The organism is Amycolatopsis sp. cmx-8-4, assembly GCF_046548675.1.
GTDB lineage: Bacteria > Actinomycetota > Actinomycetes > Mycobacteriales > Pseudonocardiaceae > Amycolatopsis.
Genome location: NZ_JAEBDZ010000011.1, coordinates 197,158 through 211,843 on the forward strand (window position 1 = coordinate 197,158; position 14,686 = coordinate 211,843).

The 14,686-nt window shown below is 73.7% G+C and carries 14 protein-coding genes and 1 pseudogene; 7 read left to right on the forward strand and 8 right to left on the reverse strand.

All coding sequences use genetic code 11. The features are described 5' to 3' along the window. Positions 1-15: 15 nt before the first annotated feature. The 5 genes and pseudogenes from ACLJQZ_RS24500 to ACLJQZ_RS24520 all read right to left on the reverse strand — a co-directional run bounded on the left by ACLJQZ_RS24500 (position 16) and on the right by ACLJQZ_RS24520 (position 6,113). Positions 16-594: a DinB family protein gene (locus ACLJQZ_RS24500; protein WP_410622203.1), complete on the reverse strand. Its 579-nt coding sequence runs from the start codon at positions 592-594 to the stop codon at positions 16-18. A gap of 151 nt (positions 595-745) precedes the next feature. Further along, entirely contained in the window at positions 746-1,849 is a 1,104-nt protein-coding gene (locus ACLJQZ_RS24505) for an SWIM zinc finger family protein (protein ID WP_410622204.1), read from the reverse strand. Further along, positions 1,846-4,362 (reverse strand): DEAD/DEAH box helicase, encoded by a 2,517-nt coding sequence (locus ACLJQZ_RS24510; protein WP_410622286.1) that lies wholly within the window; start codon positions 4,360-4,362, stop codon positions 1,846-1,848. Before ACLJQZ_RS24510 ends, ACLJQZ_RS24505 begins: the two co-directional genes overlap by 4 nt. A 375-nt stretch (positions 4,363-4,737) precedes the next feature. Beyond that, a pseudogene (locus ACLJQZ_RS24515) lies at positions 4,738-5,190 on the reverse strand (ABC transporter permease); the annotation flags it as partial. Continuing rightward, positions 5,187-6,113: an ATP-binding cassette domain-containing protein gene (locus ACLJQZ_RS24520; protein ID WP_410622205.1), complete on the reverse strand. Its 927-nt coding sequence runs from the start codon at positions 6,111-6,113 to the stop codon at positions 5,187-5,189. The pseudogene ACLJQZ_RS24515 and the gene ACLJQZ_RS24520, both read right to left, overlap by 4 nt. 79 nt (positions 6,114-6,192) lie before the next feature. Here ACLJQZ_RS24520 and ACLJQZ_RS24525 point away from each other — a divergent pair, with 79 nt between their 5' ends. Further along, complete coding sequence (locus tag ACLJQZ_RS24525; protein WP_410622206.1) at positions 6,193-6,978, forward strand: TetR/AcrR family transcriptional regulator C-terminal domain-containing protein; 786 nt, start codon at positions 6,193-6,195, stop codon at positions 6,976-6,978. Here the strand turns inward: ACLJQZ_RS24525 and ACLJQZ_RS24530 are convergent. Further along, the gene (locus ACLJQZ_RS24530; protein ID WP_410622207.1) at positions 6,961-8,133 is read right to left on the reverse strand and encodes a cytochrome P450 family protein; all 1,173 of its coding nucleotides are present in this window, start codon (positions 8,131-8,133) and stop codon (positions 6,961-6,963) included. The two genes, ACLJQZ_RS24525 and ACLJQZ_RS24530, sit on opposite strands and share 18 nt — an antisense overlap. A gap of 86 nt (positions 8,134-8,219) precedes the next feature. On the opposite strand from ACLJQZ_RS24530, the gene ACLJQZ_RS24535 reads away from it, so the two are divergent. From ACLJQZ_RS24535 to ACLJQZ_RS24555, 5 genes are all read left to right on the forward strand, one after another. Beyond that, a complete protein-coding gene (locus tag ACLJQZ_RS24535; RefSeq protein WP_410622208.1) occupies positions 8,220-9,263 on the forward strand; it encodes a TetR/AcrR family transcriptional regulator in 1,044 nt (347 codons plus the stop codon). A 72-nt stretch (positions 9,264-9,335) separates the two neighbouring features. Next, positions 9,336-10,616, forward strand: coding sequence for an RNA polymerase sigma factor (locus ACLJQZ_RS24540; protein WP_410622287.1), 1,281 nt, complete (start codon positions 9,336-9,338; stop codon positions 10,614-10,616). Further along, positions 10,613-11,416, forward strand: a complete 804-nt coding sequence (locus tag ACLJQZ_RS24545; RefSeq protein ID WP_410622209.1) for an alpha/beta fold hydrolase — start codon at positions 10,613-10,615, stop codon at positions 11,414-11,416. Before ACLJQZ_RS24540 ends, ACLJQZ_RS24545 begins: the two co-directional genes overlap by 4 nt. Further along, positions 11,417-11,752, forward strand: coding sequence for a YciI family protein (locus ACLJQZ_RS24550; RefSeq protein WP_410622210.1), 336 nt, complete (start codon positions 11,417-11,419; stop codon positions 11,750-11,752). Further along, a complete protein-coding gene (locus ACLJQZ_RS24555) occupies positions 11,752-12,237 on the forward strand; it encodes an AraC family transcriptional regulator (RefSeq protein ID WP_410622211.1) in 486 nt (161 codons plus the stop codon). The genes ACLJQZ_RS24550 and ACLJQZ_RS24555 overlap by 1 nt, the downstream gene beginning before the upstream one ends. Before the next feature lie 73 nt (positions 12,238-12,310). Here ACLJQZ_RS24555 and ACLJQZ_RS24560 read toward each other — a convergent pair whose 3' ends face one another. Together ACLJQZ_RS24560 and ACLJQZ_RS24565 are read right to left on the reverse strand one after the other, a co-directional pair. Continuing rightward, on the reverse strand, positions 12,311-12,763 hold the full coding sequence (locus tag ACLJQZ_RS24560; RefSeq protein WP_410622212.1) for a DUF1772 domain-containing protein: 453 nt from the start codon (positions 12,761-12,763) through the stop codon (positions 12,311-12,313). A 17-nt stretch (positions 12,764-12,780) separates the two neighbouring features. After that, on the reverse strand, positions 12,781-13,602 hold the full coding sequence (locus tag ACLJQZ_RS24565) for an NmrA family NAD(P)-binding protein (RefSeq protein ID WP_410622213.1): 822 nt from the start codon (positions 13,600-13,602) through the stop codon (positions 12,781-12,783). 82 nt (positions 13,603-13,684) lie between these two features. Between ACLJQZ_RS24565 and ACLJQZ_RS24570 the strand changes: the two genes are divergently transcribed. Further along, entirely contained in the window at positions 13,685-14,629 is a 945-nt protein-coding gene (locus ACLJQZ_RS24570; RefSeq protein WP_410622214.1) for an AraC family transcriptional regulator, read from the forward strand. Positions 14,630-14,686 lie beyond the last annotated feature (57 nt).

Sequence of the window (14,686 nt, forward strand, 5' to 3'; positions counted from 1 at the left end):
AACCGCCCTAACCACTCACGACCTCGGCTGGGCGTGCTGGTCGGCGGCCTCCTGGACGCGGGCGAGGTGGCGGGTCCACCAGTCCGCGTCGCCGGCGACGTCGTGGTCGGCGCCCGGGCGGCCGTCGATCGTCTCCCGGATGATGTCCGCGTGGCCGGCGTGCTGCGCGGTCTCGGCCACGACGCGCACCAGCAGGGAGCCGAACGTCGTCCGCCGGCGCTCTTCCGGCCACCACGCGACCGTCGCCGGGGCGTCCAGCGGCAGCTCGGCCATCGACTCGTCGGAGTGCTGCCACGCCCGGCGGTAGAGGGTGACCAGCTCCTCGCGGGTCTGCTCGGCCGTGGCCCACATGTCCGCGCTGTCCCAGATCGACGCGTCCTCGACCCACGGCAGCGGCACCGGAGTGGGCCGGCCGACGCAGTCGCCGAGGTACCCGAACTCGATGCCGGCCAGGTGCTTGACCAGGCCCAGCAGGTTCGTCGCCGTCGGCGTCACGGGGCGGCGGATGTCGTACTCGCTCAGCCCGTCCAGCGACGCGAGCAGGCTTTTCCGCGAGTCCTGGAGGTAGCGGCGCAGATCGGCGGCGAGGTCCATGCCGCGCACGCTAGCGCCGGGCACCGACAACGGACCGGGCGGGCGCGCGGGACGAGCCCGCGCGCCCGCACCCCCAGTGGCCCGGCGGAAGCCGCCGTCACGGGACAGGAGACAGCGAGGTTCGCGCTGGATACCGGGAATTCCGGCGCTTTCAGCCCAGCAGCAGACCGGGGTCGGTCTCCGGCGGCCCGGCGGGCCACCACACGCCGCCTTCGCGGCGGTAGGGGTGCCACCGGCCCTGGTGGTCCAGGCGCAGCTGAGTCTCGCCGAGCGTGCAGTGGTTGCGCTCGAACACCGGCTCGGCGTCGGCGAGCGCGGCCTGCGCGGCCGCGAGCACCGGCTTCGGCGGCGTCCACGTCGCGTCGAGGACGTCGAGCCCGGCACGGCCGCCGTGCGTCCACGCCGCCACCGCCCGCTCGAACTCCGGTCCCTCGCCCAGCCGCGCGGACGGGAACTCCGCGGCCAGCCGGATCGTGTCCTGCCGGCGACCCGGCCACGGCTCTCCGGCCAGCACGGCGGAAGCCTGCGCCGAAGCGTTGGCCACCAGCAGCGCGAACGCCTCGGCGGGCACCCCGGGCGCCGCCGGGATCGACGGCGCCCCCGAAGGCCGGAACTCCGCCAGGTCCGGCAGCTCGCCCGGCGTCCGGTCGACGTCGGCGGAGAAGTCCGAGCGTGGCGCGGTCCGGCTCTCCAGTTCCTCCCGGATCTCGCGCTCGCCCATGCCGCGCATCAGCAGCAGCACGAACGGGTCCGCGTCCAGCAGCCACGACGCCTGGAACGACAACGCCGCCGCGTGCTTGCACGGCAGCTCCCAGCCCGGGCAGTCGCACTCCGGGTCGAGGTCGCCGATCACCGGCAGCAGGTGGACGCCGGCGTCGTCGGCCGCCGCCACCAGGTCGGGCGGCATGTCCCGGTCCAGCAACGCCGCCAGGTGCCCGGCACGCGAGGCCACCCGGTCGAGGAACCGCACCCAGTCCCCTTCGGACAGTTCCGCCAGCGTGAGCTGGGTGCGGTACGGGCCGCCGCCAGCGCTGTCCACGTCATCGACCACGGCCGCGATCCGGCCCGGGCTCACCGTGATCGGCCCGACCAGCCCGGCCGCGGCGTACCGGCGGCCCTGCTTGAGCTGCCGCAGGTCCAGCGCGGTGTCCTCCATGGCGCTCACCCAGGCCCGGCCCCACCAGGACGTCGCGAACCGCCCGCGCGTCCCGGTCGCCCCGAACGCGGGGAAGCCCCGCACGCGGTCGTCGCTCATCCGCGGCTCCTCAGTTCGACGAGCTCCGCGAGCTCGGTGTCGGACAGTTCGGTCAGCGCCGCCTCGCCCCCAGCGAGGACCGCGTCGGCCAGGGCCCGTTTCTCCCGCAGCATCGCCGCGATCCGGTCCTCGACCGTGCCCTCGGCGACGAGCCGGTGCACCTGCACCGGCCGGGTCTGCCCGATCCGGTACGCCCGGTCGGTCGCCTGGTCCTCGACGGCGGGGTTCCACCAGCGGTCGAAGTGCACGACGTGATCGGCGCGCGTCAGGTTCAGCCCGGTGCCGGCCGCCTTGAGCGACAGCAGGAACACCGGCACCGCGCCGTCCTGGAAGCGCGCCACCAGCTCCTCGCGCCGCGGTACGGGCGTGCCGCCGTGCAGCAGCTGCGTGCCGATCCCGCGGGTGGCCAGGTGCTGCTCCAGCAGGCGGGCCATCGCGACGTACTGGGTGAACACCAGCACCGCGCCGCCTTCGGCGAGGATGGTGTCCAGCAGCTCGTCGAGCAGCTCCAGCTTCCCGGAGCGCCCGCCGGGCGCCTTGAGGTACTGGGCCGGGTGGTTGCAGATCTGCTTCAACGCGGTCAGCAGCTTCACGATCCGCCCGCGCCGCGCCATGCCCTCGCTCGCGGCGATGTCGGCCATCATCTCCCGCACCACCGCCTCGTACAGCGCCACCTGCTCCGGGCTGAGCGCCACCGGCCGGTCCGTCTCGGTCTTGGCCGGCAGCTCCGGCGCGATCCCCGGGTCGGACTTGCGGCGCCGCAACAGGAACGGCCGCAGCAACCGGGAAAGCCGTTCCGCCGTCGCCGGGTCACCCGCCTCGATCGGCTTCGCCCAGCGCGCCCGGAACTCCGAGAGCGACCCCAGCAGCCCCGGCGTCGTCCAGTCGAGGATCGCCCACAGCTCCGAGAGCGTGTTCTCCACCGGCGTGCCGGTCAACGCCACCCGCGCCGACGCGGGCACCAGCCGCAACGCCTTCGCCGTACTGGAGCGGTGGTTCTTGACGTGCTGGGCCTCGTCGGCGACCAGCAGCCCCCACCGCACGCCGGCCAGCGGCGCGGGATCGGTCCGCAGCGTCCCGTAGGTCGTCAGGACAAACCCGTCGACGTCGTCGAGGGAGCGGGCCGCGCCGTGGAAGCGCCGCACCGGCACGCCCGGGGCGAACCGCCGGATCTCGCGTTCCCAGTTGCCCAGCAGCGACGCCGGGCACACCACCAGCGTCGGGCCGGCCGCCCGGTGCAGGTGCAGCGCGATCAGCGTGACCGTCTTGCCCAGGCCCATGTCGTCGGCGAGACACCCGCCGAGCCCCAGCTCGGTGACCGTGGCCAGCCACTGCAGCCCGCGCAGCTGGTAGTCCCGCAGCGACGCGGCCAGCCCGGACGGCGGCACCGGCGGTTCCGGTGGCGCGGCCAGGCGTTCCCGCAGGTCGGCCAGCCAGCCTTCGGTGACGACCTCGACGTGCTCGCCGTCGATCTCGGTGGTGCCGCTCAGCACGGCGCCGAGCGCGTCGACCGGGGTCAGCGGCTTGAGCGTCCGCTCGCGGGCCTTCGCCGCGAACGCCGGATCGATCAGCACCCAGCGATCCCGCAGCCGCACCACCGGACGCCGCGCCTCGGCGAGCGCGTCCAGTTCGGCCTCGGTCAGGACCTCGTCGCCGAGCGCGAGCTGCCAGTCGAAGGCCAGTGCCCGGCCGCCGCCGAAGAACGACGGCAGGTCACCCGGTGCGTCCCCTGCGGCCACGACGGCCCGCGCGGTGAGCGAACCGGCCAGCTCGGCGGGCCAGTGCACGTCGATGCCGGCCGCGGTCAGCCGTGGGGCCGCGGCCGCGACCAGCTCGGTCAGGTCGTCCCCAGCGAGCGCCAGCTCGTCCGGGACGGCCGAGGTGAGCAGCGGGCTCAGCGCCGGCCACACCTGCGCACCCCGCCGCAGCGCCAGCACGACGTCGATGCGGGCCCGCGGCCCGAACCGGCCCGTCTCCCACAGTTCCGCCGCGTCGGCGAGCTGCCCGGGATCGGCGAGGCTGTGCACCTGGACCACGGCCCGGTAGCGGCCGGCGTCGAAGCCGTCGGGTGCCTCGACGCGCAACGACACCCGGATGCCCGAGTCGAGGCCCGCGGCCAGCTCGTCCGCCCAGTCGCGGACGGCGTCGGCCCGCTGGGGCGCGACGGCGGCGAACAACTTCGTGCCGGCGGCCTTCGCCGCGGCGGGCGTGCGGGGCAGCGTGTCGGCGACGGCGTCGAGGAACGCCCGCAGCAGCGGCCCCGGCGCCCGGTCGCCGGCGGGCATCGCGGCGGCCAGGTCCCGCAGCCACGCGGCGTCCGCCGGCTGGAGGGGGCCGACACGCCAGGCGTCGTGCCCGGCCTCGGTGACCCCCGGCAGCAGCCGTCCCGCGGCGACCAGCCGCAGCGCGGCCTTCGCCGCCGTCGCCCAGAACACGACGGACGGCTCCGGGTCGTCGCTCGCGAGCAACGCCCGCAGACCGTCCACGATGGACAGTGGTGTGCCGTCGAGCACCAGGTGGCCCGCTCGTGGCGGTTCCCCCGGCAGGAAATCGGCGTTCAGTTCCCCAGCCTCCCGTATCGGCGCACGGACAACGGCACGAACACCGCGAGCAGGACCAGCGGCCAGAGGACCGCCATCGGCACCGGGTGCGTGCTCACCCAGGACGTCCCGGCCACCCCCGGGTTGCCGAACAGGACCCGCGCCGCTGTCACCGTGGAGGACAACGGGTTCCACTCGGCCACGGTTCCCAGCCACGCCGGCATCGTCGCCGTCGCGACGAACGCGCTGGAGAGGAACCCGAACGGGAACTCGAGGGGTCTGGGCCAGCGTCACCATCGACGGGTCCGTGGTCAGCAGGCCGAGATAGATCCCGGCCCAGACCAGCGCCGCCCGCAGCAGGACCAGCAGCGCTACCGCGGACAGGGTCTCGCCGAGGCTGCCGTGCGGGCGCCAGCCGACCGCGAACCCGCAGCCCACCAGCACGGCCAGCGCGAGGACGGCGTTGACGAGGTCCGCCGCGACCCGGCCGGTGAGCACCGCCGACGGCGCCATCGGCAGCGACCGGAAGCGGTCGGTGACGCCCTTGGCGGCGTCGTCGAGCACCGCGATCATCGTGCCCGACAGGCCGAACGCCATGGTCATGCCGAACATCCCCGGCATCAGGAACTCGCGGTAGGAGCCGCCGCCCGGCACGGTCATCCCGCCGCCGAGCAGGTAGGCGAAGATCAGCACCATCAGGATCGGGAACGCCACCACGGTGACGAGCCGGGCCGGGCGCCGGGCCAGGTGCGCGAGGTAGCGCTGGGTGAGCGTCCAGCCGTCGGTGATCGCCCAGGTCATCGCGCCACCCCCGTCAGTTCCAGGAACACCTCGTCGAGCGTCGGGTGGCGCAGGGCCACGTCGGCGAACGCCAGCTCGGTCGCCGCCAGCTCGCGCACGACGTCGGTCAGCATCGACGGCTCCGCCGGGGCGCTCACGCGCAGCTCCTCGGTGACCGGTTCGGCGCCGGTGACGCGCGCGAGCAGCGCCGTCGCCGCCGCGACGACGTCCGGATCGGTCAGCACCAGCTCGATCCGGGTCGCGCCGAGCGAGCCCTTCAGCTCGGCCGGGCTGCCTTCCGCGATGACGCGGCCGTGTTCGACGAGCGAGATCCGGTCGGCCAGCCTGTCGGCTTCTTCGAGGTACTGGGTGGTGAGCAGGACGGTCGTGCCGTCGGCCACCAGGGACCGCACCGCGCGCCAGACCTCGATGCGGCTGCGTGGGTCCAGGCCGGTCGTCGGCTCGTCGAGGAACAGGACTCGCGGGGCCGCGAGCAGGGAGGCGGCCAGGTCGAGGCGTCGCCGCATGCCGCCGGAGTACGCGGACACCGGCTTCGACCCGGTTTCCGCGAGGTCGAACCGCGCCAGGAGGTCGTCGGCGCGGCGGGTGGCCTCGCGGCGGCCGAGGTGGTGCAGCCGGCCGAACAGCACCAGGTTCTGGCGCCCGGAGAGCAGTTCGTCGACGGCGGCCTGCTGGCCGACGACGCCGATCGCCGCCCGGACCTTCGCCGGTTCGGTGGCGACGTCGAAGCCGGCCACGCGCGCGACGCCGTCGTCGTGACACAGGAGTGTGCTCAGGACGCGGACGGCGGTGGTCTTGCCCGCACCGTTGGGTCCCAGCAGGCCGTGCAGCGTGCCGGCCGGGACCGACAGATCGAACCCGTCGAGGGCGTACGCGGCGCCGTAGCGCTTGCGGAGTCCCTCGGCCTGGATCTGCGGAGTCATCTTCCCCCTTAACTCTGTACCATGTACGAAGAAGAGGTTAGCACAACTCTGTACGACGTACGAGGATCTGGTGGGCAGAATGAGTGGCGTGAGCACCGAGGACGACAGCGGCAGTGACCCGCGACGGGCGATCGAGCTGCTCTGGGGCGTCTCCGCGCCCCCGCGACGCGGCCCGAAACCCAAGCTGACCACGGCCGACGTCGTCAAGGCCGGCATCACGATCGCCGACGCCGACAGCCTCGACGCCGTCACCATCCGCCGTGTCGCCGACCACCTCGGCGTCTCCCCCATGTCTCTCTACACCTACGTCCCCGGCCGGGACGAGCTCGTCGAGCTGATGATCGACCACGTCCGCGGCGAGCTGCCGGTCCCCGAACCCGGCCTCGGCTGGCGCGCGGCGCTGACCGCCATCGCCGAAGCGGCCTGGGCCCACTTCCACCGCCACCCCTGGCTGCTGGAGGCCGCCACGACCCGCTCGGTCCTGGGGCCGCACACCTTCGCCAGGTACGAGCACGAGCTGCGCGCGATCGACGGCATCGGCCTGGACGACGTCGAGATGGACTCCGTGATCACCATCGTCAACGGCCTCGTCCGCGCCACCGCGCGCACCTCGGTCGACGCCGCGCGCCTGGTCCGCGCCAGCGGCCTGACCGACGCGCAGTGGTGGGCGCGCGCCGCGCCGGTGCTGGCCGGTATCCCGGCCGCCGACGCGGCGAACTACCCCCTCGCCTCTCGCGTCGGCCAGGCCGCCGGCGAGACGCACAACGCCGCGTCCGACGCCGCCCACAGCTTCCACTTCGGCCTCGCCCGCGTCCTCGACGGCATCGAGACGCTGATCAACGCCCGCTCAGAGGGTCAGCGGTAGCGCCGACGGCCGCCAGGTCCCACCGTCGGGTGCGCGCGGGACGTCGTCGACCGCCAGCGCGAGGTCCGGGAACCGCGCGAACAGTCCCGACAGCGCGACTTCCGCCTGCACCCGCGCGATCGACGCGCCCAGGCAGAAGTGCGGACCGTGCGAGAACCCCAGCTGCGCCGGCCCGGACCGGGTGACGTCGAGGCGGTCGGCGTCGTCGAACACCCGCGGGTCGCGGTCGGCGGCCACCATCGCGGCGGTCACCCGCTCACCTTCCCGGATCAGGGTGCCGTCGATCTCGACGTCCTCGCGCGCGAACCTCGGCGTGGTCAGCAGCTGCGGGCTGCACCACCGCATCAGCTCCTCGACCGCGCCCGGCCACAACGCCGGATCCGCGCGCAGCAGTGCGAGCTGGTCCGGGTGCGTGAGCAGGGCTTCGACGGCGTTGGCGATCAGGTTCACCGGCGTCTGCCCGGCCAGCATGAGGTGCCAGACCAGGGTGACCAGCTCGGTGTCGGTGAGCCGGTCCCCGTCCTGGGCCCGCACGAGATCGCCGATGAGGTCGTCACCCGGCTCGGCCCGGCTGCGCGCGACGACGTCCTTCGCGCCCTCGATGATCACCGAGATGGCCGCGAGGAAGTCCTGGCCCACCCCGCCGGCGACCGCGGCGCCGTACTCCCGCCAGCGCGGCCGGTCCGCGTCCGGAATGCCGACCAGCTCGCAGATGACGTCCATCGGCAGCGGCCGGGCGAAGTGCGGGACCAGGTCGACGACGCCGTTCTCGGCGTGCGTGGGCAGCTCGTCGAGCAGGCGTCCGGTGATGGCCGCCAGCCGCGGGCGGAACTGCGCGGCCCGCTTCGGGGTGAACGCCGGTGCCACCAGCCGTCGCAGCCGCAGGTGCTCGGCGCCGTCCTGCTCGGCCATGGTCCGCATGTACTCGAGGCAGTGCTCGGGGATGCCGGGCGGACGCAGGAAGCTTTCCGGCTTCACCTCGAAGCGCGGGTCGCTCAGCATCGCGCGGGCCTCGGCGTAGCGGGTCAGCGCCCAGAACGGGCCGAAGCCGGGGATCACCAGCTGCGCCACCGCACTCGCCTCGCGCGCTTGATCGTAGGCGGTGAACGGGTCGGTGAGCACCTTGAGGTCGGTCAGGTCGATCTCGGGGATCATCGGGGACTCCAAATGGTAAGATCAGATGGTCTTGTCATCTGGATGGTCACGGTATCTTGACCGGCAACACCGGGGCAAGGAGGACGATGGCCGGACTGAGCAGAGCGGAAACGCAGGTGCGCAACCGCGCGAAGGTGCTGTCCGCCGCTCGGGACGAGTTCGCCCGGCGCGGCTTCCGCGACGCCAAGATCGACGTCATCGCCGAGCGGGCCGAGCTCACCCGCGGCGCCGTCTACTCCAACTTCCCCGGCAAACGCGCCTTGTACTTCGCGGTCCTGGCCGACCTCGCCGAACACGCACCCCGGCCCGCCACGCCGCCGTCGCACCCCAGCGCGCCGGACGCCCTGGCCGCGTTCGCCCGCGCCTGGGTCGCCCGGCTCCCCCTGGCCACCGACAGCGACAGCGAGGACGCCCGGCTCACCCGCGACCTGCTGCCGGAGATCCTCGCCGACGAGCACACCCGCCGGCCGTTCGCGCAGCTCATGCGGATCGACGCGATCCTGCTCGGCCTCGCCCTCGAACGCCTCCGCCCGGGCGGACGCCTGGTGCGCGTCGCCGAAGCCGCGTTGACCACGCTGCACGGCGCGAGCCAGCTCGCGGCCGCCGCACCGGGCTTCGGCGAGCCGTTCCACATCGTCGCCGCCTGCGAGCGGCTCCTGGAGCTGGGCCTCGACGACCACTGGCCGGCCGAGCCGCCGATCACCTCCCGGCCCCGGCGCGTCGACGAGCCGTGGCACCCACCCGCCGGGACCGACCTGCTCACCGGCGAGACCGTGCGGCCCGGCGACGGCGTCGTCACCGTCCTCGGCCTGCACCGCGCCGCCGCCTTCGAGGAAGCCGTCCGCACCGGCGCCGACGTCACCGTCGCGCTCGTCACCAGCGACCCCGGCGAACTCGCCCCGCTGACCCGCCTCGCCGTCGCCGACCTGCGCGGCTGCCTCGACCAGGCCTTTCCGGCGCCCCGGGAGCCGCGGCTGCGGATCGTCTGCGACGCCGGGGGCGCGCTCGCCGCGGCCGCCGGCGTCACCGCGGTCAGCGACGCCACCGAAACGGCCGTGCGCGTCGAAGGAGGCCGGATCGTCGTGCGCGCCGAAGGGTTCGGCGCCTGCCACGCCGCCGCGACCGGGTAGGTGTCGAAACCGGGCCGGGCCGTTCGTCGGGAGGAGTGACAGCAACCGGGAGGAGTGGTGGTGGACATTGGGGTGGACGTCGAGACTGCGGTCGCCGAGGCGTTTCGCGAGGAGTGGGGCCAGGTCGTGGCCACGCTCATCCGGATCACCGGCGACTGGGACCTCGCCGAAGAGTGCGCGCAGGAGGCTTTCGCGCTCGCGCTGCGCACTTGGCCCCGCGACGGCGTCCCGAAGCGGCCCGGCGCCTGGCTCACCACCGCCGCGCGCAACCGCGCCACCGACCGGCTCCGGCGCGAGACCCTCGGCGCCGCCAAGCTCCGGGAGGCCGGCCGCATGCACATCCCCGAAGACCCCGACACCGGCGACAGCGATGTACCCGACGACCGGCTGCGGCTGATCTTCACCTGCTGCCACCCGGCGCTGGCCACCGAAGCCCAGGTCGCGCTCGCGCTGCGCACGCTCGCCGGGCTCAGCACCGCCGAGATCGCCCGCGCCTTCCTCGTCCCGGAAGCGACGATGTCGCAGCGGCTCGTGCGGGTGAAGCGCAAGATCCGCCACGCCCGCATCCCCTACCGCGTGCCGCCCGCGCACCTGCTGCCCGAACGCACCGCCGCCGTGCTCGGCGTGCTCTACCTGACGTTCAACGAGGGCTACTCCGCGACCGCCGGGCCCGACCTGCTCCGCCCCGACCTCGCCGCCGAAGCCGTCCGGCTCGGCCGCGTCCTGGCCCGGCTGATGCCCGACGAACCCGAAGTCCTGGGCCTGCTCGCGCTGATGCTGCTGCAACACGCCCGCCGCGCCACCCGCGTCGGCCCCGGCGGCGAACTCGTCCCACTCGAAGAACAGGACCGCACGCGCTGGGACACCTCGCTCATCGCCGAAGGCACGCAGCTGCTGGAGACGGCGTTGCGCCGGCGGCACCCCGGGCCGTACCAGATCCAGGCCGCCATCGCGGCCTGTCACGCCACCGCCGCCACACCCGCCGACACCGACTGGGCGCAGATCGCCGGCCTCTACCGGGAGCTGCGCAAGTTCGTCCCCAGCGCGATCGTCGCACTCAACCGGGCCGTCGCCGTCGGCATGGCCGACGGCCCCCTCGCCGGGCTCGCCCTCCTCGACGAACTGACCGACGCGCTCGAGGGCTACCACCTGCTGCCGGCCACCCGCGCCGACTTCCTCCGCAGGCTGGGCCGCCACGACGAGGCCGCGCACTGGTACGCCACGGCCCTGGATCTGGCCACGACCGCTGTCGAGCGCAGCTACCTCACCCGAAGAATTTCCGAAACGGTGTCTGTTCCGGCCGGTCCCATCCGTCGGGTAGGCGAACCCCGACCCGCGGAGGACACACCATGACCACCCACACCCTCGGCGTCCCCGGCGCCCGCCTCACCTACGACGTCACCGGCAGCGGTCCCGTCCTGCTGCTGATCCCCGGCGGCCCCGCCGACGCCACGGGCTTCGCCCCGATCCGGCCGCTGCTGGCCGAGGACCACACCGTCGTCACCTACGATCCTCGCGGCATCTCCCGCAGCCCCCTCGACGGCGAACCCGGCGACCACACCCTCCGCGAGCACGCCGACGACGTCCACCGGCTGCTCGCCGAGATCGGCGACGGGCCGGCTGAAGTGTTTGCCAACAGCGGCGGCGCCATCACGATGCTCGGCCACGTCGTGCGCCACCCCGGCCAGGTCCGCACCGTCGTCCTGCACGAGCCGCCGGTCACGCGGTACCTCGGCCCGGGCGTGCTCGACGGCCCCGACATCCCGGCGATCTACCGCGAGCACGGCATCGGCGCCGCCATCGGCGCGTTCGCGAAGATGAGCGGCTTCGACATCACCCCGCCCACCGACCCCACGCCCGAAGAGCTCGCCCGGATGAAGGTGATGGAGGGCAACTTCGCCTACTTCTTCGGCCACTTGATGGCGGCCATCGGCGCCTACGACCCGGACCTCGACGCCCTGCGCGCGGTGACCGCCCGGCTGGTCGTCGGCGTCGGCGAGAAGGCCGTCGGGTTGCCCGCCCACGAAGCCGGCCTGGGCCTCGCCGCCGACCTCGGCCTGACCGCCGAACCGTTCCCCGGCGACCACGGCGGGTTCCTCGCCGAGCCCGCCGCCTTCGCCGTGCGCCTGCGTGAAGTCCTGGAAGGACGTTGAATGCAGTACCTGCTCATGATCTGCGGCGACGAAACCGCCGAAGGGCACCAGTACGACGGCTGCGACGGCTGGGGTGAAGACCTGGACCGCCGCGGCAAGATCCGCGGCGGAGGCGGCCTGCGCCCGCCGTCGGAAGCCACCACCATCCGCGTCCGCGACGGCGAGGTCCTGCTCACCGACGGCCCGTTCACCGAGGCCAAGGAGCAGGTCGGCGGGTACGTCGTCCTCGACTGCGACGACCTCGACGAAGCCCTCGACATCGCGGCCAAGCACCCGGCGGCGACCTACGGCAGTATCGAGGTCCGCCCGATCCGCCCGCCCGAGGAGTTCGCCTGATGCCGTCCGTCGTGGACCTGCCCGCCCAGCGCTACGTCGCCGAGCGCGCCACCCTCGCCGTCGCGGAGTTCCCGCGGATCGCCGACCGGCTGCCGCCGTTGATCGGCACGCTGGCCGGGCAGGGGATCGCCTTGGCCGGCGCGCCGTTCTTCCGCTACCGCGTCATCCACTCCGGGATGCGGTTCACCGTCGAGGCCGGCGTCCCCATCGAGGGCGGCTTCAGCCCGCCTGAGCCCGCGTTCGCCGACGAGCTGCCGGCCGGCAAGTACGTCCTCGACACCTACGTCGGCGCGCCCGACGGCTTGGCGGCCGCCACCGAGTCGGTGCTCGCGTGGGGCTCGGAGCAGGGCTTCATGTGGGACCGCACCGAGGGACCCGACGGCGAGGAATGGGGCTGCCGCCTGGAGGTCCTGCGCACCAACCCCCTCGAAGTGCCCGACCCCGCGCAGTGGGTCACCGACCTGCTCTTCCGCCTCGCCGACTGACACCGAAAGCCGTGAAGGCCTCCTTACCGGCGCTAAGAGCCGGTAAGGAGGCCTTCACGGCTTTTCCCGCGAGTCAGCCACGGCGGGTGAGCACCGCGGCGACCAGGCAGCCGAAGCCCGCCGTGCTCGCCAGCGTGCGCAGCACGTTCCAGCGCACCCACGACGTCTCGAACTGCGCCCGCAAGGCCGCGTAGTCGTCACCGCCGTTCTCCAGCCCATTGTTGAGCGGGATGTTCAACGCCGCGGTGATCACCAGCATCGCCACCAGGCACCCGAACCCCGCGATCACCCACGGCCGCGGCCCCGGGTCGAGGAAGATCGCCACCCCCGCCAGCAGCGGCGCGCCCAGGAACGTCAGCATGAAGACCGGGTTGACGATCGCCACGTTGATCCCGCGCATCGCCTCCACGAACGTCTTGTCGTCACCGCGCGCCAGGCCCGGCAGCACCGAGCACGAGTAGGCGTAGAACAGCCCCGCGAGCAACCCGGCCGCGACCAGCGCGGCCACCAAAACCACCGTCGACATCGGTGTCCCCTTCCCCTTCACCGGGCCCAGACCCCGGTCGCCGCCGCGTCCCGCGCGAAGTCGGCGAAGTCCGTCGCCGGCCGGCCCAGCACCCGATCGACGTCGTGCGTCACCGACTCGTTGCGCCCGTCGAGCACCCGGGCGAACAGCTCGGTCAGCGCCTCGGCTTCCTCGGCCGGCACGCCGTAGCCGACGGCCGCGGCGGCGTAGTCCTCGGCGGAAACCGGAACATAGCGGACAGCACGCCCCGACGCGGCCGAAATATCCGCGGCGGCGTCGGCGAAGGTCAGCAGCCGCGGCCCGGTCAGCTCGTACAGCCGGCTCGTGTGGCCGGGTTCGGTCAGCGCCTTCACCGCCACCTCGGCGATGTCGCGGACGTCCAGGAACGGCTCGACCACCATCCCCGCGGGCAACGCGATCTCGCCGCCGCGGACGGCGTCGAGCAGGAAGTGCTCGCTGAAGTTCTGCGCGAACCAGCTGCACCGCAGGATGGTCCAGCCGATGTCGGCCGCGGCGACGATCCGCTCGCACGCCTCGGCTTCCTCCTCACCGCGGCCAGAGAGCAGCACCAGGTGCCGCGCTCCCTCGGCGATGGCCAGCTCGGTGAACGCGCGGATGTCGTCGGCCGCGCCGGGCACGACCAAGTCGGGGTAGTAGGTCAGGTAGACGGCGTCGATGCCCTCGAGCACCGGCGCCCAGGTGGCGCGGTCGGCCCAGTCGAACGGCGGCGCGCCCCGCCGGGACGTGATCCGCACCGGCAGGTCGCGCTCCCGCAGCCGGTCCGCCACCCGGCGGCCGGTCTTGCCCGTGCCGCCCACCACAAGGAAGTTCGTTGTCATGGCAGTGAGTCAACCGGGCCACGGTGAGACTCTCCATAGTTCAGAGCCTCGATAGCATGTTCCAGCGTCTACACTCGGGCGCATGGATCCACTCGCCGCTCTGCTCGACGGCCCCCGCGCGCACGGCGCGTTCCTGCTGCGGTCGGTGCTGACGCCGCCGTGGTCGCTGCGCATCGAAGACCGGGCGCCGCTGACGGTCGTGTCGGTGGTGCGCGGCGAAGCGTGGATCGTGCCCGACGGCGGCGAAGCCGTCCAGCTGCGCGAAGGTGACGTCGCGATCGCCCGCGGCCCGGACCCGTACGTCGTCGCCGACCACCCCGGGACACCGCCGCAGGCGATCATCCTGCCGGGGCAGGAATGCCGCACGCCCGACGGCGGGCACCTCACCGACTACGCCGACCTCGGCGTCCGGACCTGGGGCCACGGCACCGACGGCCCGGTCGTGCTGCTGACCGGGACCTACGGCATGGAAGGCGAGCTCAGCAAACGGCTCCTCGCGGCGCTACCGGTGCTGATCGTCCTGCGCGCCACCGACTGGCCGACGCCACTGGTCGGGCTGCTCGCCGGGGAGATCGGCCGGGACGTCCCCGGCCAGGAAGCCGTCCTCGACCGGCTGCTGGACCTGCTGCTCATCGCGGCGCTGCGGGCCTGGTTCGACCGGCCCGGCACCAGCGCGCCCGCCTGGTACCGCGCCCACGACGACCCGATCGTCGGCCAGGCGTTGCGGCTGCTGCAGCACCAGCCGGCCGAGCCGTGGACGGTCGCGAAGCTCGCCGCGAACACCGGCGTCTCCCGGGCCGCGCTGGCCCGCCGGTTCGCCACGACCGTCGGCGAGACCCCGATGGCCTACCTGACCGGCTGGCGGCTCGCGCTGGCCGCGGATTTCCTGCGCCAGCAACGGGACGCGACGATCGGCGCGGTCGCCCACCAGGTCGGGTACGGCAGCGCGTTCGCCCTCAGCACGGCCTTCAAGCGCAAGTTCGGCGTCAGCCCGCAGCAGTACCGGACGCGGGCCGCAGCCGGGTGAGCGCCGCGCCGGTGGCGCAACGGACCGACCGCGTCGAACAGGGTGACGTCCTCGGCG

What these genes read in the sequence shown, in the direction of transcription:
- ACLJQZ_RS24525 (WP_410622206.1), top strand. Translation starts at nt 6,193, where the DNA reads ATGAGTGGCGTGAGCACCGAGGACGACAGCGGCAGTGACCCGCGACGG.
- ACLJQZ_RS24500 (WP_410622203.1), bottom strand. Translation starts at nt 594, where the DNA reads ATGGACCTCGCCGCCGATCTGCGCCGCTACCTCCAGGACTCGCGGAAA.
- ACLJQZ_RS24545 (WP_410622209.1), top strand. Translation starts at nt 10,613, where the DNA reads ATGACCACCCACACCCTCGGCGTCCCCGGCGCCCGCCTCACCTACGAC.
- ACLJQZ_RS24570 (WP_410622214.1), top strand. Translation starts at nt 13,685, where the DNA reads ATGGATCCACTCGCCGCTCTGCTCGACGGCCCCCGCGCGCACGGCGCG.
- ACLJQZ_RS24550 (WP_410622210.1), top strand. Translation starts at nt 11,417, where the DNA reads ATGCAGTACCTGCTCATGATCTGCGGCGACGAAACCGCCGAAGGGCAC.
- ACLJQZ_RS24565 (WP_410622213.1), bottom strand. Translation starts at nt 13,602, where the DNA reads ATGACAACGAACTTCCTTGTGGTGGGCGGCACGGGCAAGACCGGCCGC.
- ACLJQZ_RS24555 (WP_410622211.1), top strand. Translation starts at nt 11,752, where the DNA reads ATGCCGTCCGTCGTGGACCTGCCCGCCCAGCGCTACGTCGCCGAGCGC.
- ACLJQZ_RS24530 (WP_410622207.1), bottom strand. Translation starts at nt 8,133, where the DNA reads ATGATCCCCGAGATCGACCTGACCGACCTCAAGGTGCTCACCGACCCG.
- ACLJQZ_RS24560 (WP_410622212.1), bottom strand. Translation starts at nt 12,763, where the DNA reads ATGTCGACGGTGGTTTTGGTGGCCGCGCTGGTCGCGGCCGGGTTGCTC.
- ACLJQZ_RS24520 (WP_410622205.1), bottom strand. Translation starts at nt 6,113, where the DNA reads ATGACTCCGCAGATCCAGGCCGAGGGACTCCGCAAGCGCTACGGCGCC.
- ACLJQZ_RS24535 (WP_410622208.1), top strand. Translation starts at nt 8,220, where the DNA reads ATGGCCGGACTGAGCAGAGCGGAAACGCAGGTGCGCAACCGCGCGAAG.
- ACLJQZ_RS24505 (WP_410622204.1), bottom strand. Translation starts at nt 1,849, where the DNA reads ATGAGCGACGACCGCGTGCGGGGCTTCCCCGCGTTCGGGGCGACCGGG.